This is a genomic window from Streptomyces alboflavus, assembly GCF_000716675.1.
GTDB lineage: Bacteria > Actinomycetota > Actinomycetes > Streptomycetales > Streptomycetaceae > Streptomyces > Streptomyces alboflavus.
Genome location: NZ_JNXT01000047.1, coordinates 1 through 24911, shown reverse-complemented (window position 1 = coordinate 24911; position 24911 = coordinate 1). Strand labels below are relative to the sequence as shown.

Genomic DNA, 24911 nt, shown 5'->3' with positions numbered 1-24911 from the left:
CTCAGGCGGCCGGGCCGGTCACGGCGGCGAGGGCCTCCGGGAGGGTCGCCCCGGTCGGGGGTCCCGCGGGCCAACGGGCCGCGACATGGCCGTCGGGGCGGACGAGCAGGGCTCCGTGCGGGCCGAGGCCGCAGGCGTCGGCGTGCTCGCCCGGCAGCGGCTCGACGCGCACCGGCCACGGCCCGCCGGTCCCCGGCTCCCAGCGCGCGGGATCGGGGGCGAGCACGGTGAACCACTCCCCGCAGGCGTCGAGCGTGGAGCGCCCGGGGGCGAGCCAGAGGTGGGGCATCCGACACCCCGGTGTGGCCGACGGAAGGTAGTCGGTGCCTTCGTCACCGCCATCGCCGTACGACGGCTCCGGCAGCGTGCCGCCATCGGCAAGGACGGCACCGGAGTCATAACGGACCCCGAGCACGAGCCCGAGCTGGGCGAAGTACCGCTCGGACCACGGGAGTTCCACCCGCTCTCGCACACCCGCACCGGACCGGATCTGCGCACGTCGCCGATCCTGGACCTCGAACCCCAGCTTCGTGTTGGCGACCGCCTGCCGCAGCGTCCGATGGGCGACGGGCAGCCGCTCCGCCTCGTACGAATCCAGCAGACCGGGCCCGGCCCAGCCCCGCAGGACGCCCGCGAGTTTCCAGCAGAGGTTGTGGACGTCGGCGAGGCCCGCGTTCATGCCGAGGCCGCCCATGATGGGCAGGGCGTGCGCGGCGTCGCCGGCGAGCAGGGTCCGGCCGTGGCGGAAGCGTTCGGCGACGGCGGCGTTCATGGTCCAGTGCTGGACGCGCAGCACGTCGGCGTCGACGTCGGTACCGATGGCGTGCGCGACGAGGGCGGACCAGTCGGTGTCCCCGGCGTCCTCGGGGGTGGGGGCGAGCCAGGACCAGCCGCCCTCGGGGTAGAGCGGCAGGAAGGTGCCGTGGGCGGTGAAGTAGACGCCGGCGGGCTGCCGGGCCGCCAGGGCGCTCAGGTCGGCGTCGAACACGACGGTGGTGACGCGGGCGAGTTCGCCGGGGCCGGTGGTGGCGATGCCCAGGTGCCGCCGGACGGTGGAGTGGGCGCCGTCGGCGGCGAGGACGTAGCGGGCCCGTACGCGGGTCTCCGTGCCGCTCCGGTGGTCGAGGAGCACGGCCACGGCTCCGTCGGCGTCCTCGGTGAGGCCGACGAGTTCGACGCCGAACCGCACGGGCGCGTCCGCCGCGTCCACCGCGTCCAGGAGGAGGGGTTCGAGCCGGTCCTGCGAGGTGACCGCGCCGGTCACGGGGCTCTCCGGCACAGGCGCGCGCACGCCCACTATCGCCGCGCTCGCGAAGTCGTCGCCGGACAGGGTGTCGCGAAACCGGATGCGGCCGTACTCCGGCGGGAACGCGACGGCGGCGACGGGGACGGCGAGGCCGAGCCCCCGAAAGATCTCCATGGAGCGTACGTTGACCAGTCGGGAGCGGGGGAAGGGCGACAGCTCGGTGCGCTTCTCGACCAGGGACGTGCGGACGCCCCACCGCTCCAGGAGCACGCGGGCGGTGAGCCCGACCGGCCCACCGCCCACGATCAACACGTCGACGTCCACATCCACGTCCACGTCCACGTCGGCGTTCGCTTCGGACATGTCGGGCATGTCTGCCATCTCCCGCTCGCTCGACGGCCGGGGCACGCGGCGGCGACCGCGCCGCCGCGACGCCCATCATCCGCGCCCGGCGGCCGACCGCAACGCCCGCGCGTCCGCGTACACCCGAATGCGCTCAGGCGGCGCCCCCGGCCGCGTAGAACGCGCGGGCCGCGAGGCCGATCCACTCCGGCCGCTCCCAGGTGCTCCAGCGGGCACGGGCGGCCTGGTCGACGGCGGCCGCCGTCTCGTCGGCGGAGGCGCCTTCACCCCGCAGCCGGTGGGTCTCGGCCCGGACGTACACGAGGTAGTCGCGGACGTCGCGGATCAGGGCCGCGTCGGTGACCTCGCCGTGGCCGGGGACGACGATCTCCGGGCCGAGGGCGAGGAGTTCGTCGAGGACGGCGATCCAGCGGTCGCCGTCGACATCGGTGTCGTACGGCGGGAAGTACGGGGCGATCGGGAAGATCCGGGTCTCCAGGAGGTCTCCGCCGAAGAGCACCCGGCCGTCGACGAGGACGATCTGGTCGGACGCGGTGTGCGCGGGGCCGACCGGCCGCAGCTCGGCGACGCGGCCGCCGAGGTCCAGCTCGACGCTCCCCTCGTACGTCATGTCGGGCTCGACCAGTGTGACGCCCTCCAGCTCGGCCGCCACGGCGTCGCCCAGACCCTTGAACATGTCGAGGTACGCGCTGCCCTTGCGCCGCAGCTCGTCGCGCTGGCCTTGGTTATAGACAATGGTGGCCGCACCCTTGAACGCCTGGGCCCCGAAGCCGTGTTCGGGGTGGAAGTGGGTGAGGGTGAGATAGAGCTTCCGGTCGCCCGCGAGTTCCCTGGCCCGTTCCAGGACGTACGCGCCGTTGCGCGGGCCGATGCCGGTGTCGACGACCAGGGCGGCGTGCGCGCCCACGACGATGCCCACGTTCGGGACCAGTTCCACGCGGCCGTCGGGGATCACGTGGACGCCGTCGGCCACTTCGACGGGTGCTCCGCGCACGATCGGCGGGGGTGTGCTGGTCAGGTCGGGCGCCCCTTCCGCGACTTCGGCCGACGCGCCCTCCGGCGCACCGCGCGACGCCGTCTCCGACACCCCCTCCGACCCCGCTCCGGCCGATCCCCGAGCCGACCCCTCCAGCGGTCCCTGCGTGCCCATGACCCCTCCAATCTAAGCGGCGTTCAGATTGCACGGGCACCGTAGCACCAATCTGAGCACTGTTAAGATGGAGGGCATGGGAGAGGACACCATGAAGGGCAAGAGCACGGGGCGAGGGCGCTATCACCACGGGGACCTGCGGGGCGCGCTCCTGGACGCCGCCGAGGCGCTGGTCCGTGAACGCGGCGTCGACGGCTGGTCGTTGCGGGAGGCGTCCGCCCGGGTCGGGGTCAGCCCCAGCGCCGCGTACCACCACTTCTCCTCGCGTGACGCGCTGGTCGGGGCGCTGTCGCTGCGCGTGCTCGGCCAGCTCGGTGAGCGCATGGGCCGGGCGGCCGACCTTCCCGCCGAGGCCGACCCGCACCGGCGCCTCGTGGCCGTCGGCCAGGCTTATGTGCGGGCGGCGCTGGAGGATCCGGCGGTGACGCGGCTCGCTTTCGGGGCGGGGGCCTCGCCGGCCGGGCGGGGGTCCGGGGTCGAGCCCCGGGAGTCCGGGGTCGACCCCCTGGCCCCCCACCCCCACCGCGTCCTCGACGCCGAGCTCGACCTCCTCGTGAAGTCCGGCCACTTGGCGCCCGCCGCCCGCACCGGGGCCGACTTCGTCGTCTGGACGGCGATGCACGGGCTCGCCGCCCTGCTCGCCGACGGGCTCATCGCCGTCGACGGCCCGGAGGCAGCGGACCGCCAGACGGAGCGCACCGTCCGCGCGACGCTCACCGGCCTCCACCACGAAGCGACCCCGTCGGAACCCTGGCCAACCCCCCACTCGGCCCACACCACCCGCACAGCCGACGCCCCCTCCTGACCACACCCCAACCCGACAGCACCCGGGGGCCGCACCTCTCCCCCACCACATCACAGTCACCGCCGACCGGGGCTGTGCCCACCCGTGCCGCCCCTGGCGGCCCAGCTGCCCACAGGGTGGGGGCAACTGGCAGGGACCGCACCCCACCGGACCGATCCCCGCAATCCGGACCGGAGGGGACGTGCCGGTATGTCCGCGCGCAGCTCGGCTCACCACGAGGGGCGTACAGGAGCTGTGGGCGACGACGCACACGCGAGCACGGACATACCGGCGCGGCCCCGCCCCACAACCGGACAGAGGGCGAAAGGACCGCAACCCCGAACCGGGCAGAGGACGAAGGGCAGCAAGCCCGAACCGGACAGCGGGCGAAGGGCGGCAAGCCCGAACGCACCCCAACACCCCCCAACGCGCCCCGCGAGAAACCGCATACCGGACACAAAAATTCGAACACCGAACGTATTCCAGCCAAAGTGAGTTCACCGACCTGACATGTCCCTGCCCCGAATGGCACCCTTCCCCTCACCAGCCGCACGCGCGCTCACGCGTGCGCGGCGCCCAGCTCACCGCACCACGTACTGCCTGCTCCGCCCCGGACGGTCACCGCCGTCCGGTCGCCCCCTGGCCGCTGGACCAGCGGCCGCGCAGAAGGAGTCCGTGTTGAGCAACTCCCCCACACCCCGCAGACGTACCGCCCGCCGCCGCACCACCGCCATCGGCACCTTCACGGCCGTAGCCGCCCTCCTCGGCATGGCCGTGCAGGCGGGCACCGCGTCAGCCGACAACCCGGCCTCGGGCACCAAGGTCGACACCGGCGCCCTGCCCATGAAGCTCTCCCCGTCCCAGCGCGCCGAGCTGATACGCGAGGCGGACACGAGCACGGCCGCCACCGCCGCCACCCTCGGCCTCAGCGCCAAGGAGAAGCTCGTCGTCCGCGACGTCGTGAAGGACCGCGACGGCACGACGCACACCCGCTACGAGCGCACCTACGCCGGACTTCCAGTCCTCGGCGGCGACATGGTGGTCGCCACCGACAAGAGCGGCAAGGTGACGGACGTCAACCGCGCCTCCAAGGCGAAGCTCGCCGGAACCGACACCGGGGCCGAGGTGAAGCCGGCGGCCGCCGAGAAGCAGGCGCTCGGCGCGGCCAAGTCGGAGAAGTCCACGAAGACCAAGGCGTCGCAGGAGCCGCGCAAGGTCGTGTGGTTGGTCGACACCAAGGGCGGCGCCCCCGTCATCGCGTACGAGACGGTGATCGGCGGAGTGCAGAAGGACGGCACGCCGAACGAGCTGCACGTCATCACCGACGCGGCGACCGGCAAGAAGCTGCGGCAGTGGCAGGCCGTGCACAACGGCACCGGCAACACGATGTACAGCGGCCAGGTCACGCTCGGCACGGCGCAGTCGGGCTCGCAGTACACCCTCAGCGACACCCAGCGCGGCAACCACCGCACGTACAACCTCAACCGGGGCACGTCCGGCGGCACGCTGTTCACGGGCCCGGACGACGTGTGGGGCAACGGCCAGCCGTCGAACGCGGAGACGGCGGGCGCGGACGCGCACTACGGCGCGGCGCTGACGTGGGACTACTACAAGGGCGTGCACGGCCGCAACGGGATCCGCAACGACGGGGTCGGCGCGACCTCGCGGGTGCACTACGGGAACAACTACTCCAACGCGTTCTGGCAGAACGGATGCTTCTGCATGACGTACGGGGACGGCGCGGGCAACGCCAAGCCCCTCACGTCCATCGACGTGGCGGCCCACGAGATGACGCACGGCGTGACGTCGGCGACGGGCAACATGCAGTACAGCCGCGAGCCGGGCGGTCTGAACGAGGCGACGAGCGACATCTTCGCCGCGGCCGTGGAGTTCAACGCCAAGAACCCGAGCGACGTGGGCGACTATCTCGTCGGCGAGAAGATCGACATCCGGGGCAACGGCACGCCGCTGCGCTACATGGACAAGCCCTCCAAGGACGGCCGTTCGCTCGACAACTGGAGCAGCAGCGCGGGCAACGTGGACGTGCACTACTCCTCGGGCATCGCCAACCACTTCTTCTACCTGCTCAGCGAGGGCAGCGGGAAGAAGGTCGTGAATGGCGTCTCCTACGACTCGCCGACGTACGACAACAAGCCTGTGACCGGAATTGGCATCGACAAGGCCGCCAAGATCTGGTTCAGGGCACTCACCACGAAGTTCAACACGACCACCAACTACGCGGCGGCACGGACCGGCACGCTCGCGGCGGCGAGCGAGCTGTTCGGCGGCACGGCGAGCGCCGAGTACAAGGCGGTGGCGAACGCCTGGGCGGCGGTGAACGTCGGCACCCGGCCGTAGTCACCCCACCGCAGTCGTGAGACAGAGCCGCCCCGGGCAGCGCTTTCCCGCCAACTGCCCGGGGGCGGCACCCCTCTTCACCCACTGTTCGCATTGCGGACCTTGACCTTCGGCCAACGAACTTCTTTTGGCCAACATTCAATCAAGGTCCTGACATGCACCTGCCCCAAATGGCACGCTTCCCCCGCACGGCACACCAGTTACATCCGCACAGCACTTATCGGCCCGGGTGGTCCCCCATGCCACCCGGGCTCCCCCACACAAGGAGCTTGCGTGACCCCCCACATATCGAGGAAGCGTTCCACCCTGGTCATCGCCACCGCAGCCGCCGCCGGAGCGCTGCTCACCGCCGGACTGACCACCGGCGCCTCCGCACAGCAGGACGTCAGCGGCAACGCCGCCGAGGCCTCCGCCGCCTCCCCCATGCGGCTCTCCGCCTCCGTCCGCACCGGCCTGATCCAGGACGCCGAGACGAAGACGGCGGCCACCGCCGAGAAGATCGGTCTCGGCGCCAAGGAGAAGCTCGTCGTCCGCGACGTGGTCAAGGACCGCGACGGCACGACGCACACCCGCTACGAGCGCACGTACGACGGCCTGCCCGTCCTCGGCGGCGACCTGGTCGTGCACACCGCCAAGAGCGGCGCGGTCAAGGGCGTCAGCAAGGCGACGAAGGCGACCGTGAAGGTCAGGTCGACCAGCGCGAAGCTCGCGCCGAAGGCGGTCGCGAAGGCCGCGGAGTCGACGGCGGCGAAGACCGGTGAGACGAAGAAGACCGACGCGAACGCGCCGCGCAAGGTCGTCTGGGCGGCCGAGGGCAAGCCGACCCTGGCCTTCGAGACGGTCGTCACCGGCACGCAGAAGGACGGCACGCCGAGCGAGCTGCACGTCATCACCGACGCGGCGACCGGCAAGAAGCTGTTCCAGTACCAGGCCGTCGAGAACGGCAAGGGCCACAGCCAGTACAGCGGCGACGTCGAGGTGGGCTCCACCAAGGCGGGCAGCGGCTTCGAGCTGACCGACGGCGGCCGCGGCAACCACAAGACACTCGACCTGAACCACGGCTCAAGCGGCGGCAAGCTGTACACCGACGCGGACGACACCTGGGGCACCGGCAAGCCGGCCGACACCCAGACCGCGGCCGTCGACGCCGCCTACGGCGCGGGTCTCACCTGGGACTACTACAAGGATGTGCACGGCCGCAGCGGCATCAAGGGCGACGGCAAGGGCGCCACGTCCCGCGTGCACTACGGCAACAACTACGTCAACGCCTTCTGGCAGGACTCCTGCTTCTGCATGACGTACGGCGACGGCGAGGGCAACGCCAAGCCGCTCACGTCCATCGACGTGGCCGCGCACGAGATGACGCACGGCGTCACCTCGGCCACCGGCAACATGGAGTACAGCGGCGAGTCCGGCGGCCTGAACGAGGCCACCAGCGACATCTTCGCCGCCGCCGTCGAGTTCAAGGCGAACAACGCCCAGGACAAGGGCGACTACCTGGTCGGCGAGAAGATCGACATCAACGGCGACGGCACCCCGCTGCGGTACATGGACAAGCCCTCCAAGGACGGCAACTCCCTGGACTACTGGGACACCAACGCCGGCAACGTCGACGTGCACTACTCGTCCGGCATCGCCAACCACTTCTTCTACCTGCTGAGCGAGGGCAGCGGCGCGAAGGAGATCAACGGCGTCAAGTACGACAGCCCGACCAAGGACGGGTCCAAGGTCGAGGGCATCGGGCGTGAGAAGGCCGAGAAGATCTGGTTCAAGGCGCTGACCACGTACTTCACCACGACGACGGATTACGCGCAGGCGCGCAAGGACACGGTCAAGGCTGCCGCCGATCTGTATGGGGTCGACTCCGCCGAGGCGAAGGCTGTCGCGGCCGCGTGGACCGGTGTGAACGTCAAGTGAGCTGGCCCCTGGGCCTTTAGAGCCGGGCGGCGCCCGGGGGGGGGAGCTGTCCCCCGGGCGCCGCCCGCACCATGTGGTTTGGACCGTGCGGGTCCGATGTGGCTGGGCGCGCAGTTCCCCGCGCCCCTTCGGGGCGCCCCTCCCCTTACCGCATCAGCACCCCCGCCCCCTCCCCCGTCCCCTCCGACGGCACCGCCACCAAGCCCATCTCCGCGCCGTCGGACAGCAAGTGGTGGGCGGGCAGGATGCGGACCGTGTAGCCGAAGGGGCCGGTGCGGTCCAGGGCGAGGGGGCCCTCGTACAGGAGGCGGCCCTCGGGGTCGGGGCCGCTCGCGGGCTTCAGCGCCACCGGGGTCACGTCGGTGAGGTGGTCCTCGGGGTCGACGCGGCCCGCGATGGCCTGGACCTCGACGTCGTCGGGGGTGAGGTCGCCGAGCTGGACGCGGACGCGCAGGGCGAGGGTGGTGCCGAGTTCGGCGGTGGCGCCGACGGCGGAGGCCTCCACGTGGTCGACGGCGACGCGGGGCCAGGCCGCGCGGACCCGGGTCTTCCAGGCGGCGAGCGAAGCGGCGGCGTCCGGCACGAGCACGCGGTGGGCGCGGGCGGCGGGGACGTACAGGCGCTCCACGTACTCACGCACCATGCGGCCCGCGAGGACCTTCGGGCCGAGGCGGGTCAGGGTCCTGCGGACCATCTCGATCCAGCGGTCGGGCAGTCCGCCGGGGCCGTGCTCGTAGAAACGGGGGGTGATGCGGCGCTCCAGGAGGTCGTAGAGCGCGGCGGCCTCCAGGTCGTCGCGGCGGTGGTCGTCGGTGGCGGCGCCGTCGGCGGTGGGGATGGCCCAGCCGAAGTCGGGCTCGAACCACTCGTCCCACCAGCCGTCGAGGACCGACAGGTTGAGGCAGCCGTTGAGGGCGGCCTTCATGCCGGAGGTGCCGCAGGCCTCCAGGGGGCGCAGCGGGTTGTTGAGCCAGACGTCGCAGCCCGCGTACAGCTTCTGGGCCATCGCCATGCCGTAGTCCGGCAGGAACACGATGCGGTGGCGCACGCGCGGGTCGTCGGTGAAGCGCACCAGGTCCTGGATGAGCCGCTTGCCGCCGTCGTCGGCGGGGTGCGCCTTGCCCGCGACGACGATCTGCACGGGCCGCTCGGGGTGGCCGAGGAGTTCCATCAGGCGGTCGCGGTCGCGCAGCATCAGGGTCAGGCGTTTGTACGAGGGGACGCGGCGGGCGAAGCCGATGGTGAGGACGTCGGGGTCGAGGACCTCGTCGATCCAGCCCAGTTCGGCGGTGGCGGCGCCGCGCTGGCGCCAGGAGAGGTGCAGGCGCCGCCGGACCTCGTCGACGAGCTGGGCGCGCAGTTCGCGGCGCAGCAGCCAGATGTCGCCGTCCTGGATGTCGGCGACGGCGTCCCAGCGTTCGGAGCCGCCGACGGACAGGGCCCGGTCGGTGCGCCGCTGCCCGATCTGGCGGGCGCCGAGCCGGATCACCTCGGGGGCCACCCAGGTCGGGGCGTGCACGCCGTTGGTGACGGAGGTGATGGGCACCTCCTCGGGGTCGAACCCGGGCCACAGGCCCTGGAACATCTCCCGGCTGACCTTGCCGTGCAGGGTGGAGACGCCGTTGGCGCAGCGGCCGAGGCGCAGGCCCATGACGGCCATGTTGAAGAGGTTGGGCTCGCCGCCGGGGTAGGTCTCCATGCCGAGGCGCAGGATCTGCTCGACGTCGACGCGGGGCAGTTCGGCGTCGGGGCCGAAGTGGTGGGCGACGAGTTCGCGGTCGAAGCGGTCGATGCCCGCGGGCACGGGGGTGTGGGTGGTGAAGACGGTGCCGCCGCGCACGGACTCCAGGGCCGCGTCGAAGCCGAGGCCGTCGCCGACGCGTTCGTGGATGCGTTCCAGGCCGAGGAACCCGGCGTGGCCCTCGTTGGTGTGGAAGACCTCGGGTTCGGCGTGTCCGGTGAGGCGGCAGTAGGCGCGCACGGCCCGCACGCCGCCGATGCCGAGCAGCATCTCCTGGAGCAGGCGGTGTTCGCTGCCGCCGCCGTAGAGCCGGTCGGTCACCTCGCGGGCGGCCGGGTCGTTCTCCTCCACGTCGGAGTCGAGCAGGAGCAGCGGTACCCGGCCGACCTGTGCCTGCCAGACGTGGGCGCGCAGGGAGCGGCCGCCGGGCAGGGCGAGCCGCACCTGGGCGGGGGTGCCGTCGGTGTCGCGGAGGAGGGTGAGGGGCAGCTCGTTGGGGTCGAGGACGGGGTAGTGCTCCTGCTGCCAGCCGTCGCGGGTGAGGGACTGGCGGAAGTAGCCGTGCCGGTAGAGCAGTCCGACGCCGATGAGGGGCACGCCGAGGTCGCTCGCGGCCTTCAGGTGGTCGCCGGCGAGGATGCCGAGGCCGCCGGAGTACTGCGGCAGGGCGGCGGTGACGCCGAACTCGGGTGAGAAGTAGGCGATGGCGCCGGGCAGTTCACGGCCGGGCTCGCGTTGCCGCTCCTGGTACCAGCGCTCCCCGGTGACGTACTCGCGCAGGTCGCCGGCGGCCTCGCGCAGGCGCCGCAGATAGCCGTCGTCGGTGGCGAGGGCGGTGAGCCGCGCGGACGGCACCGAGCCGAGCAGCCGCACGGGGTCGCCGCCCGCGGCCTCCCACAGGGCCGGGTCGGCGTCGCGGAACAGGTCGCGGGTCGCCGGGTGCCAGGACCAGCGCAGATTGCGGGCGAGCTCGGCGAGCGGGCCGAGCGGGGCGGGCAGGACGGGACGTACGGTGAATCGACGGATGGCTTTCACGGGGCACCTCTGTCGGAAAGGGGCTCTGTCGGAAAGGCGTACGTGACGTTGTCGGCGTATCGAAGGTAGCGGCGCGGGGGCCCGGCAACCACGGCGCACGGGGCGCGCCCGGAGCGCCCACATTGACGTGGACCAGCCGCGCCATCGGGGCCGTCGTGGGGATAACGTGACCCCCGGTCACGAGAGTTCACGCGGTCACAGGGGGTACGGGGCGGATGATCGGCCAGCTGCGGGAGTCGTCACCACGCCGGATAGGACCGTACGAGACGCTGGCGCGGCTCGGCGCGGGCGGCATGGGAGAAGTGTTCCTCGGGCGGCCCCTCGACCTCTCCGCGTACGGGCCCGGTGACCTGGTCGCCGTCAAGGCCATCCGCAACGAGCTGGCGACGGACGCGGTGTTCCGGCGCCGCTTCCGGCGGGAGGCCGAGGTCGCCGCCGCGATCCGCGACCCGTACGTGGCGCGCCTGGTCGGCAGCGACACCGACGCCGAACAGCCTTGGCTGGCCACGGAGTACGTGGTCGGCCCCACCCTCGCCGAGGCGGTACGCGGCCACGGACCGCTGCCCGCGGGCGCCGTCGCCTCCCTCGGCGAGGGCCTGGCGCGGGCCCTCGCCGCCGTGCACGGCGCGGGGGCGCTGCACCGCGACCTCAAGCCCGCGAACGTCCTGCTCGCCCTCGACGGGCCCAAGATGATCGACTTCGGCGTGGCCCGGGTGCAGGCGGCGTCCACCATGACGTCGACGGGGCTCCTCGTGGGCACGCCGGGCTTCATGTCGCCCGAGCACGTGGCGGGCGGCAGACACGTGGTGGCCGCGTCCGACGTCTTCTGCCTCGCGTCCGTGCTCACCTACGCGGTGACCGGGCGCGATCCTTTCGGCGACGGCCCGGTGGCGGCCGTCCTGTACCGGGTCTCGCAGGCCGAGACCGACCTCACCGGCATGCCCGACGAGCTGCGGTCCGTGCTCGCGGCCTGCCTCGTGCGCGACCCGGACGAACGGCCCGCGCCCGCCGACCTCGTCGAGCGGTTCGGCGCCCTCCGTGAGGCGGCGAGCGCCCCCGGGTGGCCCGAGCCCGTCCGCGCCCGCACGGCCGAGGCGCGCCGGGATGTCGAGCAACTGTGCGCCTCGGGGCGGCCGTTGCTGCCGGTGCCGGTGTGGCCGGAGGCGGCGGGGGCCGGGCATCCGGCGACGGCCCAGGACGGGCCTGCGACGGCGCCGGGGCAGGGCGGGGCCGAGCAGGCCGGTGCGGGGCACGGCCCGGGCGGCGCGCACCGGTTGCCGACGATGAGCGGCTCCCCGCCCCGCGTGCCGGGGGCCGCCACCGGTCCCGCCCGCTCCCGGCGCCGCCGCGCCGTCCTCGGCATCGTCGCCGTCGGCGTGGTCGCCGCGGCGCTCGGCGGGGCGCTCGCGGTGTGGGGCCCGGGGGCGTCGGACGGGGGCGGGGACGGCGGCAGCGGTGGCGCGAGCTCCGAGGGCCCCGGCCGCGGCGGGCGGTCCGGCTGGGTCGAGCCAGGACCGAAGGCCCCCGCGGCCGTCAAGAAGCTGATCGCGCGGGCCGAGGTGAGCGCCGGCGGCACGGCGGACGCGTCGGGCGCCGTACCGCAGATCGCGACCCAGCGCCCCAAGGGCTGGAAGGCCTGGCAGGGCAGGCTCAGCCACGCCCCGATGGGCTGCTCCGCCGACACCCGCGCCCTCGTGTGCCTGCTCACCAACGGCACGTACGAGGCCGTGCGCACGAGCGACGGCAAGCGGCTGTGGACGTCCGGGAAGATCGACCCGGAGAGCGGCATGGACGAGGCGTACTACGGCCCGAGCGGATCCTTCTTCATGCCCGGGGACCGCCTGGAACCGGGCGTCAGGGGCGGCAGGGCGGCCATCGCCCGCGACGGCGTCCTGCAACTGCGCGACTCCGCGACGGGAAAGGTGCTCTGGAAGGCCCAACCGCCGGACAAGCGGCGCGTGTTCAGCGGTACCCCGTTCCTCGACGACGACGTCGTGCTGGTCGTCGCGCAGGTGCCGTTCGTCCAGGAGGACGACCCGGCGCCGTCCCTGTTCGCGTACGACGCCGTCACCGGCCGCCTCCGCTGGGAGAAGACGCTCGGCGAGGCCGCCCGGGCCAAGGCGGAACTGAATCTGTACGGGGTACGGGCCCTGCGCGACGGGGTCGTCTACGCCGACCAGAAGCGGGGCCTCGCCGCGTACGACGCCAGGACCGGCGACCCCCTCGGCCGGTCCGACGAGACGTGCGGCGCGGTCCTCGCGACCGCGAAGGCGGTGCTGTGCGCCACCGGCGAGGAGGGCGGCGGCCCGGGGGCGCGCGCCGAGGTGCTGCGCCTGACGCCGCGCACCCTCAAGAGGATGGACGGCCCGCTGCGGTTCCCGCCGTCGAAGGGCGAAGGACCGGCGCCCTTCGTGACCGCCGTGGACGACGCCGTCGCGGTAGTCAAGGACAGCCGCGCGGGCCGGGTCCTCGTGCACGACGTACGCACGGGGAAGTCCCTGTACGCCGAGCGGACCCCGAAGGACAAGGTCCCGCCGTCGGCGCCGCTCATCCTCGGCAACCGCGTCGTCTACGCCAGCAACGCGGCGCTGTACACGCTTCCGCTCGGCGACGACGGCGGCAAGGCCACCCGCCTTCCGGTGCCCGGCGCACCCGGCGACCGCCCCGAACCGCCGCCGAACGCGGCCGGCACCGTCATCTCCGAGACGCTGCGCCCGCCGACCGTCCTGGCCCTCGGGGGCGTGGCGCACATCGTGTACGACGAGGGCAGGATCTCGTCGGTGGCCATTCCGTAGCGGGCCCGACTCCCCAGCAGGACCGACTCCCCGGCGGAGCCCGTCCCCTCTGCCTCGAATCTGCCTCGAATCTGCCCCGAACCGCCCCCGAACCGACCCGAGGAGCCCCATGCTCGTCCCCCTCCCGCCGGGCACCCCCCGCCGCATCGGCCCGCACACCCTGCTCGCCAGGATCGGTGCGGGCGGCATGGGCGAGGTGTTCCTGGCGCGCCGGGACCGGCGGGGCGACCGGGACGGGCAGGGCGTGCCGCCGCTGGTCGCGGTGAAGGTGGTGCGGCAGGACCTGGACCTCGACGACGCGTTCCGGGCGCGGTTCCGGCGGGAGATCGCCGCGGCCCGTGCCGTCACGGGACCGTTCACCGCCGCCCTGGTGGACGCCGACGCGGACGCCGAACGCCCCTGGCTGGCCACGGAGTACATAGCGGGCCCGTCCCTGGCCGACGTGGTCGAGCGCTGCGGTCCGCTGCCGGTCCCCGCGGTGCGCGCGCTGGGTGCCGCGCTCGCCCGCGCGCTCACCGCCGTGCACGGGGCGCGGGTCCTGCACCGGGACCTGAAGCCGGCCAACGTGCTGCTCGCGCCGGACGGGCCGCGCCTGATCGACTTCGGCATCGCCCAGGCCTTCGAGGCGACGGCCCTGACCATGACGGGCGTCCTGGTGGGCACGCCCGGCTTCCTCGCGCCGGAGCAGATCGAGGGCTCGCACGCGGTCGTGCCCGCGTCGGACGTGTTCTCTCTCGGCGCGGTCCTGTGCCACGCGGCGACCGGCCGCGGCCCCTTCGACGACCCGGAGGCCGCCGCCGTCGTCTTCCGCATCGTGCGGGGCGACGCCGACCTGTCCGACGTACCGCCGGAGCTGCGCGACACCCTCGCCGCGTGCCTGCACCCGACCCCGGAGAACCGCCCCACCCCGGAAGCCCTGGCCACCACCCTGTCCGCCCCCGGGGACGGCACACCCCCAAGCCCCTCCCCGGCCCCCGCCCTCTTCCCTTGGCCCGCCGACGTCCTGTCGCTCTTCGCCGAGTACCGGGAGGCCGTGGCGGCCAGTGAACGCGCCCACGACCAGGGCGGGTTCGCCGACGCCGCGACCACGGCGGGCGTCTCGGGGCCCCGGCTGCGGGCCGAGCCGTCCCCGACGCTGGGCGCGGCTCCGGCACCGCCGCCGGTCACGCCGCCCGCCGCCGCCCCGCCCCGGCGCGGCCGCCGTCGTCTGTGGGTCCTGGCGGCGGCGCTCACCACGGCCGGGCTCGCGGTGGCCGCCGTGACGCTGCCGGACGCGCTCCGGGACGGCCCCGGCGACGACCCGTCGAGGAAGCCGCCGGGCGCCCCCCGGGCCGTGGCCGACCGGGTGGTCACCGCGTACGGGAACCAGGACCACTCCGGCGAGTTCGGTCCGTCGGCGGCCGACCGTGCGAAGCGCCCGGACGACTGGCGGTTCTGGTCCCGCGAGCGGTCCCGGGGCATGGACGGCATGGGGAAGGGCTGCGTCCTGACCGGGGACACCCTCGTGTGCCGGGACGGGCGCGGCGCAGCCCGGGCCCTGAACGCGGCCACGGGTGCCGACCGCTGGTCGACGCGCGGCTTCCCGAGCGCGCCGAGCGGCTCCCAGGAGAACCCTCCGGAGGCCGACGCCGAGCGGGTCTACGTCCCGAGCGAACGCGGCGTCAGCGCGCTCGGCGTGAAGCGGGGCGACGTGGTCTGGCGCCACGGGACGCCACGGTACGCGGGCCTGATCGCGATGACGCACGCCCAAGGGGTGGTGTACACGGCAGAGTTCAACCTCGACGGCGCCCCCGACCCGTACACCACCACCGTGCGGGCCAGGAACGCCGAGACGGGGCGCCAGCTCTGGCAGACCACGCTCAAGGGCAAGCCCCAGGGCACACCACTCGTCCGGGGCGGCGTGCTGTACACCGCCCTGGAGAACGGCGGCGTGCTCGCGCTGTCCGCCAAGGACGGCGACCGGGCCGCCCGCGTCGCCAAGCCGTTGTGCGACAGCCTCCTCGGCCACCGCGACGCCTTGGTGTGCTGGTCCCGGACGCAGGACGGAGTGCGGATCCTGGACCCGGACACCCTCGCCGTGCGCCGGACCGTCGGGACGGGCAAACCGCTCGCCCCGCCGGTCGTGGGGAGCGCCGACGTCCTGGTCATCTCCCACTCCCCGCGCCCCCGCTCCCCCAACCGCCTGACGGGGTACGCCTGGCGGTCGGGGAAGCGGCTGTGGGACCTGCCCGCGGGCGGCGACGCCACGGCGCTCGCCCTGTCGAAGGACCGGGTGTTCGTCGTGAACTCGTTCGACGTCCGCGGCGTGCCGCTCGACGGCGACGCGGAGCGGGTCACCACCTGGTCCATCCCCTACTCCGCCACGGGCCCCGAACCCAAGACGCTGTACACGCCCCTCTTCCTCGGCGGCGCGGTGTTCGCCGAGTCCGGCAAGGGACCGATCGTCTCGGGCCGGATCCTGTGAGGGCCCGCGCTCACCGGTCCTGCGGATACCAGCGCAGCTCCACGGAGTTCCCGTCCGGGTCCTGTACGTAGATCGACTCGGCGTCGCCCCGGGCGCCGAATCTGCCGACGGGGCCCTCCAGGACGGTGAAGGTGCCGGAGTCGATGACCTCCTGCCAGTCCAGCGGCTCCACGACCAGGCAGATGTGGTCGACGTTCGACTCCTCGGCCTCGCCGCGCTCGCCGGAGACCAGGTCGATGATGGTCACCTCGCTGACGCGCGCCGAGGGGAACGGGACCTTCCCGGCACGCCACTCCTCGACCCGGACCGGCTCCAGGCCGAGGGTGCCGCAGTAGAAGTCCAGGGCCCGCTCGACGTCCCCGACGTTCAGGACGAGGTGGTCGAAGTCCTTGACGCGCACAGTGCTTCGCTCGGTGGTCACTGCTGTTCCTTCCTCGGGTGCGGGCGCTACCGGCGGGAACGGTACCTCGGCGAGCACGGGAACGAGCCAGGTCTCCTCGTACTCCAGATGTTCCGTCAGGTCCGCGGCCAGACGGTCGAACTCCCCGAGGAACTCCTCGGGTTCGGCCGCGGCGAGGTCGGCGAGCAGCCCGACGAGGCTCTCCTTGAGCCGGGCGATGGCACGGTGTTCCGTGCTCAGCCGGTCCAGGGCGGGCCGCAGGTGCGGGTGGTGCGCGGCGACGCCGGGGAAGACGTGGTCGTCCTCGCTGGTGTGGTGGAAGGTCAGCGCGTCGCAGAACTCCAGGCAGCGCTGCCTGATCTGCAGCCCGAGGCCGGGCGCGGGCGGCTGTCCGGGGCCCTGGTGGGCGGCGCGTTCGGCGAAGTGCGCGGCGGCCTCGGCGCGCAGCTCGACCAGCTGGCCGCGCAGCCAGTCGTGCACTTCGAGGAGCTTGTCGGCGAGGGTGTGGATCTCCCGGGGGGCGGGCGTGGCGGCGGGAGCGGGCATGGGCGTGGGCATGCGGAAGGGGTTCTCCAAGCGCAGAAAGAAGAGAAGAAAGAAAGGAAGAAGAGGGGTACGCGAGGCGCGCTCAGGCTCGATGGGCCCGGCGCGCGGGCACGGTCACGTCGAGGACGTCGTGCCGGTGCGCGGCGAGGTGAAGTGATCAGTACACAAGGTCATGTCCCTTGGTGCGGGTGCTCGCCCGGTCACCGGCCTGCCCACTGCTTTCTGGCCGGTGCCACGCGGCACTCGCCCATTACAGACGCCTCTCCCGCGCCCTGTCAACGCACGACGGCCGGGGTCGGGTCGGCACCCGCCCGCTCCCCCGCCGGAGTCCGGACCGCGGCGGGGGTCCGGGACGGGTTGCCGCCCAGGGCCCTGAGGTGATCTTCCCGAACCTCCAAACCCCAAGTCAATCCTAGGAATTACTCGTACGAACCAAAGCTGGAGCTTGAATCCACGGCGCTTTGATCATGCTTCGTGGCGATACCACCCGTTCCACCCGCTGATGCGGCCTTGTCGCCCCTCTCCCCGCACGAGACGCTGCGGGGGACGGCGCCGCCGACGCACCGTGCCCGCGGACGCGCGCGCACCCGCGGCGGGACCTGCCGTCGGACCCAGGGGAGGGAATCCAGCCATGGCTGCACCACGGGCAAGACACCTACGTCCCAAGGGAATTCTCGCGGCCGCCGTCACGGCGGCCGCGCTGTCGATCGTCCCGACCACCGCACACGGCGCACCCGCGGCGCCCGACACGCCGACCGGCCAGGGGGCGGCCCGGAGCGGCTACGTCGTGACGCTCGCGCCGGGCACGGACGCCGCGTCCGACGCGGGCCGCGACCTCGCCGCCCGGTACGGGGCGAGCATCGACCGCACGTACAGCGCGGCGCTCAACGGCTTCGCCGTGCGGGCGGACGCGGCACAGGCGGCCCGTCTCGCCGCCGACCCGGCCGTCGCCTCCCTCGTCCCGGACACCCGGGTGCGCACGGGCGCGCGGCAGCAGAACCCGCCGTCCTGGGGCCTGGACCGCATCGACCAGAAGCGGCTGCCGCTCGACAAGTCGTACACCGCGCCGCGGCGGGCGGGCGCGGGCGTCACGGTGTACGTCATCGACACCGGCGTGCGCACCTCGCACCGCGACTTCGGCGGGCGTGCCCGCTCCGGGCGGGACTTCGTGCAGAACGACGGGGTCGCGCAGGACGGCAACGGCCACGGCACACACGTGGCCGCGACGGTCGCGGGCACCAAGTACGGCGTCGCGAAGAAGGCGAAGGTCGTGGCCGTGCGGGTGCTCGACGACGAGGGCAGCGGCACCCTCGGCCAGGTCCTCGCGGGCATCGACTGGGTGACCCGGCACGCCCGCAAGCCCGCGGTCGCCAACCTGAGCCTCGGCGGCCCGCCCAACGCCCAACTCGACGCGGCCGTCCGCGCGTCCATAGCGTCGGGCGTGACGTACACGGTCGCCGCGGGCAACGAGAACAAGCCGGTGAGCCAGTCCTCGCCGGCCCGCGTCAAGCAGGCCCTGACGGTCGGCGCCACCGACCGGAACGACGCCCGGGCCGCCTTCTCCAACCGGGGTGCGGGCCTCGACCTGTTCGCGCCCGGCGTGGCGATCCGGTCCGCGTCGAGTCGGAACGACACCGCGTCCACGCTCTCCTCGGGTACGTCGATGGCGGCGCCGCACGTCGCGGGCGCGGCCGCGCTGTATCTCTCCGGCCATCCGTCGGCGCGGCCCGCCGACGTCGCCAAGAAGCTCGTCGCGCGCTCCGCCAAGGGGCTCGTGTCCAGCCCGGGGGCCGGGTCGCCGAACAGGTTGCTGCAGGTGAGCGGCCTGTAGTCGGCTGCTTCGCCTGTCTCGCGCCGATGGCGCGCCGCCCCGGGACCGGCTCCGCCTGCACGGGCGGGGCCGGTTCCGTGCCTTCGGGACCGGGTTCGGGGAGCGGCTGGTCTTGTGCGTGCCGTTACGCGCGAGTAGTTAACAAAGCGCCGGATTGCCCACCCGAGAACCGTGGGAAGGCTCCTCCGGTACGCACCCGCACCCGCCCCTCGCGGGCCCGCAGCGGGTGCGCCGCGGAACCCCTCCACGACTCATCTCCGCCCACTCGCACGCGGAACAGGAGCGGTCATGCCTCAACCCCGTAAGGCGCCAAGGGAGTTCACCGTCCGACCCCGGACCGGACGGATCCCCGTCCTGGACGTGGCACCGGTCGTGCACGGCGGCCGCGCCCCCGCCAAAGCCGTCGTCGGCGAGACGTTCCAGGTCACCGCCACCCTCTTCCGCGAAGGGCACGACGCGGTGGGCGGCAATGTCGTGCTGCGGGATCCCTCGGGGCGAGAAGGGCCCTGGACCCCGATGCGGGAGCTCGCGCCGGGCACCGACCGGTGGGGCGCGCGGGTCACGCCCGACCGGGAGGGCGAGTGGACCTTCGCCGTCGAGGCGTGGGGCGACCCGGTGACGACCTGGCGGCAGCACGCGGGGATCAAGATACCCGCGGGCATCGACACCGAGCTGGTCCTGGAGGAGGGCGCCCGGCTGTACGAACGGGCCGCCGCGCAGCTGCCCGCGCCCGCCACCTCCACAGCCGCCGCCCCGGCCACGTCCCCCACCCCCGCCGAGATCCTCCGCACCGCCGCCGAAGCCCTGCGCGACCGCGCCCGGCCGCCCGCCGCGCGACTCGCCGCGGCCCTCACCCCCGAGGTGGACGCCGTCCTCGCCCGCCACCCCCTGCGCGAACCCCTCACCTCCAGCGAGGAGTTCCCCCTGCGCGTGGACCGTGAGCGGGCGCTCTTCGGTGCCTGGTACGAGTTCTTCCCGCGCTCGGAGGGCGCCGTGGTGCGCGCGGGCGCCCCGCCCGTGAGCGGCACCTTCCGCACGGCCGCGGGGCGTCTGCCCGCCATCGCGGACATGGGCTTCGACATCGTGTACCTGCCGCCGATCCACCCCATCGGCAGCACCTTCCGCAAGGGCCCGGGCAACTCCCTGTCGGCGGGGCCGGACGACGTCGGCGTGCCCTGGGCCATCGGCTCCCCCGAGGGCGGCCACGACGCCGTCCACCCGGACCTCGGCACCCTGGACGACTTCGACGCGTTCGTCGCCGAGGCGGCCCGGCTCGGCCTGGAGGTGGCCCTGGACTTCGCGCTGCAGTGCTCGCCGGACCACCCCTGGGTGGACAAGCACCCCGACTGGTTCGCCCACCGGGCCGACGGCACCATCGCGTACGCGGAGAACCCCCCGAAGAAGTACCAGGACATCTACCCGCTGGCCTTCGACCGGGACCTGCCGGGCCTGGTCGCCGAGACCGTCCGGCTGCTGCGGTTCTGGATGGGCCACGGCGTACGGGTCTTCCGCGTCGACAACCCGCACACCAAACCCGTCGTGTTCTGGGAGGAGGTGCTCGCCGAGATCCACCGCACCGACCCGGACGTGCTGTTCCTCGCGGAGGCCTTCACCCGCCCCGCGATGCTGCGCACCCTTGCCGCGATCGGCTTCCACCAGTCGTACACGTACTTCACCTGGCGCAACACGAAACAGGAACTCACCGAGTACCTAGAGGAGTTGGCGGGCGAGACCGGGCACTATCTGCGGCCCAACTTCTTCGTGAACACCCCGGACATCCTGCACGCCTACCTCCAGGAGGGCGGGCGGCCCGCGTTCGCGGCGCGGGCGGTGCTCGCCGCGACGCTCTCGCCCACCTGGGGCGTGTACAGCGGCTTCGAGCTGTGCGAGAACACCCCGGCGCGCCCCGGCAGCGAGGAGTACCTGGACTCGGAGAAGTACCAGCTGCGCCCGCGCGACTGGGCGGCCGCCGAGCGCGCGGGCACCACCATCGCGCCCCTGATCGGCACCCTGAACCGGGTCAGGCGCGCCAACCCGGCCCTCGCCACCCTCCGTGACCTGCACTTCCACGACGTCGACAACGACTCGGTGATCGCCTACTCGAAGTCGGCGGCGGACACCGGCGGTTCGAACACGGTTCTGGTGGTCGTCAACCTCGACCCCCACCACACCCAGGAAGCCACCGTCTCGTTGAACATGCCACAGCTCGGGCTCCAATGGCACGAGTCCGTGCCGGTGCGCGACGAGCTCACCGGCGAGACCTACCACTGGGGCAGGACCAACTACGTGCGCCTCGACCCGGCCCAGGCGCCCGCGCACGTGCTCGTCCTGCGACCGTCCTCACCGCTGATCGGAGGGTCACCCACATCATGATCTTCAACGAGCCCGTCCAGGACACCTTCGAGGACACGCCCACCAAGGACCGCGACCCCGACTGGTTCAAACGCGCCGTCTTCTACGAGGTCCTGGTCCGCTCCTTCCAGGACAGCAACGGCGACGGCGTCGGGGACCTCAAGGGCCTCACCGCGAAGCTGGACTACCTCCAGTGGCTGGGCGTGGACTGCCTGTGGCTGCCGCCGTTCTTCAAGTCGCCGCTGCGCGACGGCGGTTACGACGTGTCGGACTACACGGCGGTGCTCCCCGAGTTCGGCGACCTCGCGGACTTCGTGGAGTTCGTGGACTGCGCCCACCAGCGCGGCATGCGCGTGATCATCGACTTCGTGATGAACCACACCAGCGACCAGCACCCGTGGTTCCAGGCCTCCCGCAGCGACCCCGAAGGACCCTACGGCGACTACTACGTCTGGGCCGACGACGACAAGCAGTACCAGGACGCCCGCATCATCTTCGTCGACACCGAGGCCTCCAACTGGACCTTCGACCCGGTCCGCAAGCAGTACTACTGGCACCGCTTCTTCTCCCACCAGCCGGACCTCAACTTCGAGAACCCGGCCGTCCAGGAGGAGATCGTCTCCGCCCTGCGGTTCTGGCTCGACCTCGGCATCGACGGCTTCCGCCTCGACGCCGTGCCCTACCTGTACGCGGAGGAGGGCACCAACTGCGAGAACCTGCCGCGTACGCACGAGCTGCTCAAGCGGGTGCGCAAGGAGATCGACGCGCACTACCCCGACACGGTGCTGCTCGCCGAGGCCAACCAGTGGCCCGAGGACGTCGTCGACTACTTCGGCGACTTCGCCGAGGGCGGCGACGAGTGCCACATGGCGTTCCACTTCCCGGTGATGCCGCGGATCTTCATGGCGGTGCGCCGCGAGTCCCGCTACCCGGTCTCGGAGATCCTCGCCAAGACCCCGGCCATCCCCTCCGGCTGCCAGTGGGGCATCTTCCTGCGCAACCACGACGAGCTGACCCTGGAGATGGTCACCGACGAGGAGCGCGACTACATGTACGCGGAGTACGCCAAGGACCCGCGGATGCGCGCCAACATCGGCATCCGCCGCCGCCTGGCCCCGCTCCTCGACAACGACCGGAACCAGATCGAGCTGTTCACCGCCCTGCTCCTGTCGCTGCCGGGATCGCCGATCCTGTACTACGGCGACGAGATCGGCATGGGCGACAACATCTGGCTCGGCGACCGGGACGCGGTGCGCACCCCGATGCAGTGGACGCCCGACCGCAACGCGGGCTTCTCCTCCTGCGACCCGGGCCGTCTGTATCTGCCCACGATCATGGATCCGGTCTACGGCTACCAGGTCACCAACGTCGAGGCGGCCATGTCGTCGCCGTCGTCGCTCCTTCACTGGACCCGCCGGATGATCGAGATCCGCAAGCAGAACCCGGCGTTCGGCCTCGGCTCGTACACCGAACTGCCCTCCTCCAACCCGGCGGTGCTCGCCTTCCTGCGCGAGGCGCCCTCCACCGGTGACGACGGCGACGACCTGGTCCTGTGCGTGCACAACTTCTCCCGCTTCGCCCAGCCCACCGAGCTCGACCTGCAGGCCTTCAACGGCCGCCACCCCGTCGAACTCATCGGCGGAGTGCGCTTTCCGGCCATCGGTGAACTGCCGTACCTGCTGACCCTCGCGGGGCACGGGTTCTACTGGTTCCGGTTGCGCGACGACTCGGCGTAAGGTCGCCGTCACGGGCGGCGTGAGTCGGCCTCGCCGGCGTGACCCACCCCGCACGGGGCACTCGTCCACGGCACGACCCGCACGGCACCTCCCGCACACGGCACCTCCTCTGCTCGGCACCTCCCTCGGTACCTGACTTGTCCGCGCCGCGGAAAGGACGGGACATCATGTCGGAAGCCGCCACCCGCCCCAGTGCCGACCCCGGCGCGCTCCTCGCGTCCCTCGATCCGCTGCTGCGCGGCTGGCTGCCGCGCCAGCGGTGGTTCGCGGGCAAGGGCCGCCCGGTCGCGGGCTTCGATCTGGTGGCGGCGACGGAACTGCTTCCGCCCGGTGCCGAGCAGGGACTGCTGCATCTGCTCGTCCGCGTACGCCAGTCACTGCCGGGCGCCGCCCCGGCGGCCGGCCACGAACTGCCCCCCGACTGCTACCAGTTGCTGCTCGGCATCCGCACCGAACTCCCGCCGAGGCTGGCGCCCGCCCTGATCGGCCATGTCACCGGCGGCCCGCTGGCCGGGCGCACCGTGTACGAGGCGCTGCACGACCCGCGTCTTGCCGCGCTGCTCCTGGAACGGCTGCGGCTTCCGGGGCGCCTCGGCGTGCTGCGGTTCCTGCGGGCCCCGGGGAACGGCTCCGCCCCGGGCTCCCCGGGCTCGCCCGCCGCCGGGAACGCCCACGGCATCGACATACCGCCCGGACTCGTGCCCCGCGCGCTCGGCGCGGAGCAGTCCAACTCCTCGCTCGTGTACGGAGACACGTTCATCCTGAAGCTGTTCCGGCGGGTGGTGCCGGGCGTCAACCCCGACCTGGAGCTGCCGCTCGCCCTCGCCGCGCAGGGCTGCCGCCGGGTGCCGCCGCCCGCCGCGTGGATGACGGCCGACGGCGCCGACGAGCCACTGGTCCTCGGGGTCCTCCAGCCGTACGTGGCCGGGGCGACGGACGGCTGGGAGCTCGCACTCCAAGTCCTCGCCAAGGGCGCCGACTTCAGCGCCGAGGCCCGCGCGCTCGGCCGCGCCACCGCCGAGGTGCACGCCGCCCTCGCCGCCGCGCTGCCCACGGTGACGCTCGGCCGCGCGCAGGTCGAGCTGCTCGCCCGGGGCATGACGGAGCGCCTGGACGCCGCCGCGCAGGCCGTCCCCGCGCTGCGCCCGTACGCGCCCGCCCTTCGCACCGCCTACGACGCGCTCGCCGACCTGGGCGGTGACCTCGGGGAGGGCGACACCGGCCTCATGGCCCAGCGCGTGCACGGCGATCTGCACCTGGGCCAGTGCCTGCGCGCCCCGTCCGGCACCTGGTCCCTCATCGACTTCGAGGGCGAGCCCGCGCGCCCGCTCGCCGAGCGCCGCCTGCCGCAGCCCGCCGCCCGCGACGTGGCGGGCATGCTCCGCTCCTTCGACTACGCCGCCCGCGTCTACCGCCCCTGGTCCCCGGAGTGGGCCGACACCTGCCGCGCGGCGTACTGCTCCGGCTACGCCGACGTGTCCGGCCGCGACCCCCGCACCTCCCCGGTGCTCCTGCGCGCCCACGAGACGGACAAGGCCGTGTACGAAGCCGTGTACGAGGCCCGGCACCGCCCGGACTGGCTGCCCGTGCCGCTGGCCGCCCTCGACCGGCTCACCGCGGGGTCCACGCGCGAGGGAGCCGCCGACCCCGGCACCGACGCCTCCCTCTGACCGCCCCGCCGCGCACCCCCGCCCGCTGACAGGAGGCCGCCCCCGTGACCCGCCGCCCCACCTCCCGCACCCCGTCGGACCAGCCCGAACGCGAGCCCGACGGCACCCCCCCGCAGCCGGATACGGCACGGTCGGCATCGGCAAGGGCCCCGCAGGCGGCCGGGCCGACCGGCGCGGGCGAGCAGCCGAGGACGCCCCAGGCCTCCGGTCCGGCGAAGAAGACCAAGCCCGCCAAGCCCGCCAAGAAGACGACGCAGACAGCCGAGTCAGCGAAGCCGGTCGCCAAGAAGACAGCGAAGAAGCCGGCCAAGAAGCCGGCCAGGACGGCAGCCGAGGCGACGGCCAAGAAGGTGGCGAAGACGGCGACGAAGACGGCCGAGGCCGCCGCGCCCGCGAAGAGCGGCAAGGCCGCGACGCCCGCCTCCGAGGCGCCCCGGACGACGGCGACAGCGACGGCCGCGGCGACCGCCTCCGTCACTCCCACACCCCCCGCTCACCCCGGCGCCCCCACTCCCCCCACTCC

The 24911-nt window shown here is 73.2% G+C and carries 13 protein-coding genes and 2 pseudogenes; 10 read left to right on the top strand and 5 right to left on the bottom strand.

The genetic code is table 11. The annotated features are described in order from the left end of the window. Position 1: 1 nt before the first annotated feature. Positions 2 to 1618: an FAD-dependent monooxygenase gene (locus OO63_RS29690; RefSeq protein ID WP_030358902.1), complete on the bottom strand. Its 1617-nt coding sequence runs from the start codon at positions 1616 to 1618 to the stop codon at positions 2 to 4. 124 nt (positions 1619 to 1742) lie between these two features. Further along, positions 1743 to 2759 (bottom strand): MBL fold metallo-hydrolase, encoded by a 1017-nt coding sequence (locus OO63_RS29685; protein WP_078619447.1) that lies wholly within the window; start codon positions 2757 to 2759, stop codon positions 1743 to 1745. A 76-nt stretch (positions 2760 to 2835) separates the two neighbouring features. Between OO63_RS29685 and OO63_RS29680 the strand changes: the two genes are divergently transcribed. The 3 genes from OO63_RS29680 (at position 2836) to OO63_RS29670 (ending at position 7818) form a co-directional block, all read left to right on the top strand. Then, positions 2836 to 3564: a TetR/AcrR family transcriptional regulator gene (locus OO63_RS29680; protein WP_234311191.1), complete on the top strand. Its 729-nt coding sequence runs from the start codon at positions 2836 to 2838 to the stop codon at positions 3562 to 3564. 657 nt (positions 3565 to 4221) lie between these two features. Beyond that, positions 4222 to 5901, top strand: a complete 1680-nt coding sequence (locus OO63_RS29675; RefSeq protein WP_030358899.1) for a M4 family metallopeptidase — start codon at positions 4222 to 4224, stop codon at positions 5899 to 5901. 273 nt (positions 5902 to 6174) lie between these two features. Continuing rightward, positions 6175 to 7818 (top strand): M4 family metallopeptidase, encoded by a 1644-nt coding sequence (locus tag OO63_RS29670; protein WP_033264599.1) that lies wholly within the window; start codon positions 6175 to 6177, stop codon positions 7816 to 7818. Positions 7819 to 7963: 145 nt separating this feature from the next. Here the strand turns inward: OO63_RS29670 and glgP are convergent, their stop codons facing one another. Beyond that, positions 7964 to 10594 (bottom strand): alpha-glucan family phosphorylase, encoded by a 2631-nt coding sequence (gene glgP / locus OO63_RS29665; RefSeq protein WP_030358897.1) that lies wholly within the window; start codon positions 10592 to 10594, stop codon positions 7964 to 7966. A 215-nt stretch (positions 10595 to 10809) separates the two neighbouring features. Between glgP and OO63_RS47425 the strand changes: the two genes are divergently transcribed. Together OO63_RS47425 and OO63_RS29655 are read left to right on the top strand one after the other, a co-directional pair. Further along, the gene (locus tag OO63_RS47425; protein ID WP_030358896.1) at positions 10810 to 13389 is read left to right on the top strand and encodes a protein kinase domain-containing protein; all 2580 of its coding nucleotides are present in this window, start codon (positions 10810 to 10812) and stop codon (positions 13387 to 13389) included. A 109-nt stretch (positions 13390 to 13498) separates the two neighbouring features. Then, a complete protein-coding gene (locus OO63_RS29655; protein ID WP_051811321.1) occupies positions 13499 to 15853 on the top strand; it encodes a protein kinase domain-containing protein in 2355 nt (784 codons plus the stop codon). Between the two features lie 10 nt (positions 15854 to 15863). Here OO63_RS29655 and OO63_RS29650 read toward each other — a convergent pair whose 3' ends face one another. Both OO63_RS29650 and OO63_RS44030 read right to left on the bottom strand, forming a co-directional pair. Beyond that, on the bottom strand, positions 15864 to 16253 hold the full coding sequence (locus tag OO63_RS29650) for a VOC family protein (RefSeq protein ID WP_030359005.1): 390 nt from the start codon (positions 16251 to 16253) through the stop codon (positions 15864 to 15866). An 84-nt stretch (positions 16254 to 16337) separates the two neighbouring features. Then, positions 16338 to 16799: pseudogene (locus OO63_RS44030) on the bottom strand (hemerythrin domain-containing protein); the annotation flags it as partial. A 631-nt stretch (positions 16800 to 17430) separates the two neighbouring features. Here OO63_RS44030 and OO63_RS29640 point away from each other — a divergent pair. The 5 genes and pseudogenes from OO63_RS29640 to OO63_RS45640 form a co-directional block, all read left to right on the top strand. Beyond that, positions 17431 to 18630 carry a S8 family peptidase gene (locus OO63_RS29640; RefSeq protein ID WP_030358894.1) on the top strand — a complete coding sequence of 400 codons (1200 nt, stop codon included), beginning with the start codon at positions 17431 to 17433 and terminating at the stop codon, positions 18628 to 18630. 288 nt (positions 18631 to 18918) lie between these two features. Further along, a complete protein-coding gene (locus tag OO63_RS29635) occupies positions 18919 to 21003 on the top strand; it encodes an alpha-1,4-glucan--maltose-1-phosphate maltosyltransferase (protein WP_078619445.1) in 2085 nt (694 codons plus the stop codon). Continuing rightward, the gene (treS, locus tag OO63_RS29630) at positions 21000 to 22718 is read left to right on the top strand and encodes a maltose alpha-D-glucosyltransferase (RefSeq protein WP_030358892.1); all 1719 of its coding nucleotides are present in this window, start codon (positions 21000 to 21002) and stop codon (positions 22716 to 22718) included. The genes OO63_RS29635 and treS overlap by 4 nt, the downstream gene beginning before the upstream one ends. A 167-nt stretch (positions 22719 to 22885) precedes the next feature. Continuing rightward, entirely contained in the window at positions 22886 to 24388 is a 1503-nt protein-coding gene (locus OO63_RS29625) for a maltokinase N-terminal cap-like domain-containing protein (RefSeq protein WP_051811320.1), read from the top strand. 44 nt (positions 24389 to 24432) lie between these two features. Next, a pseudogene (locus OO63_RS45640) lies at positions 24433 to 24911 on the top strand (hypothetical protein); the annotation flags it as partial.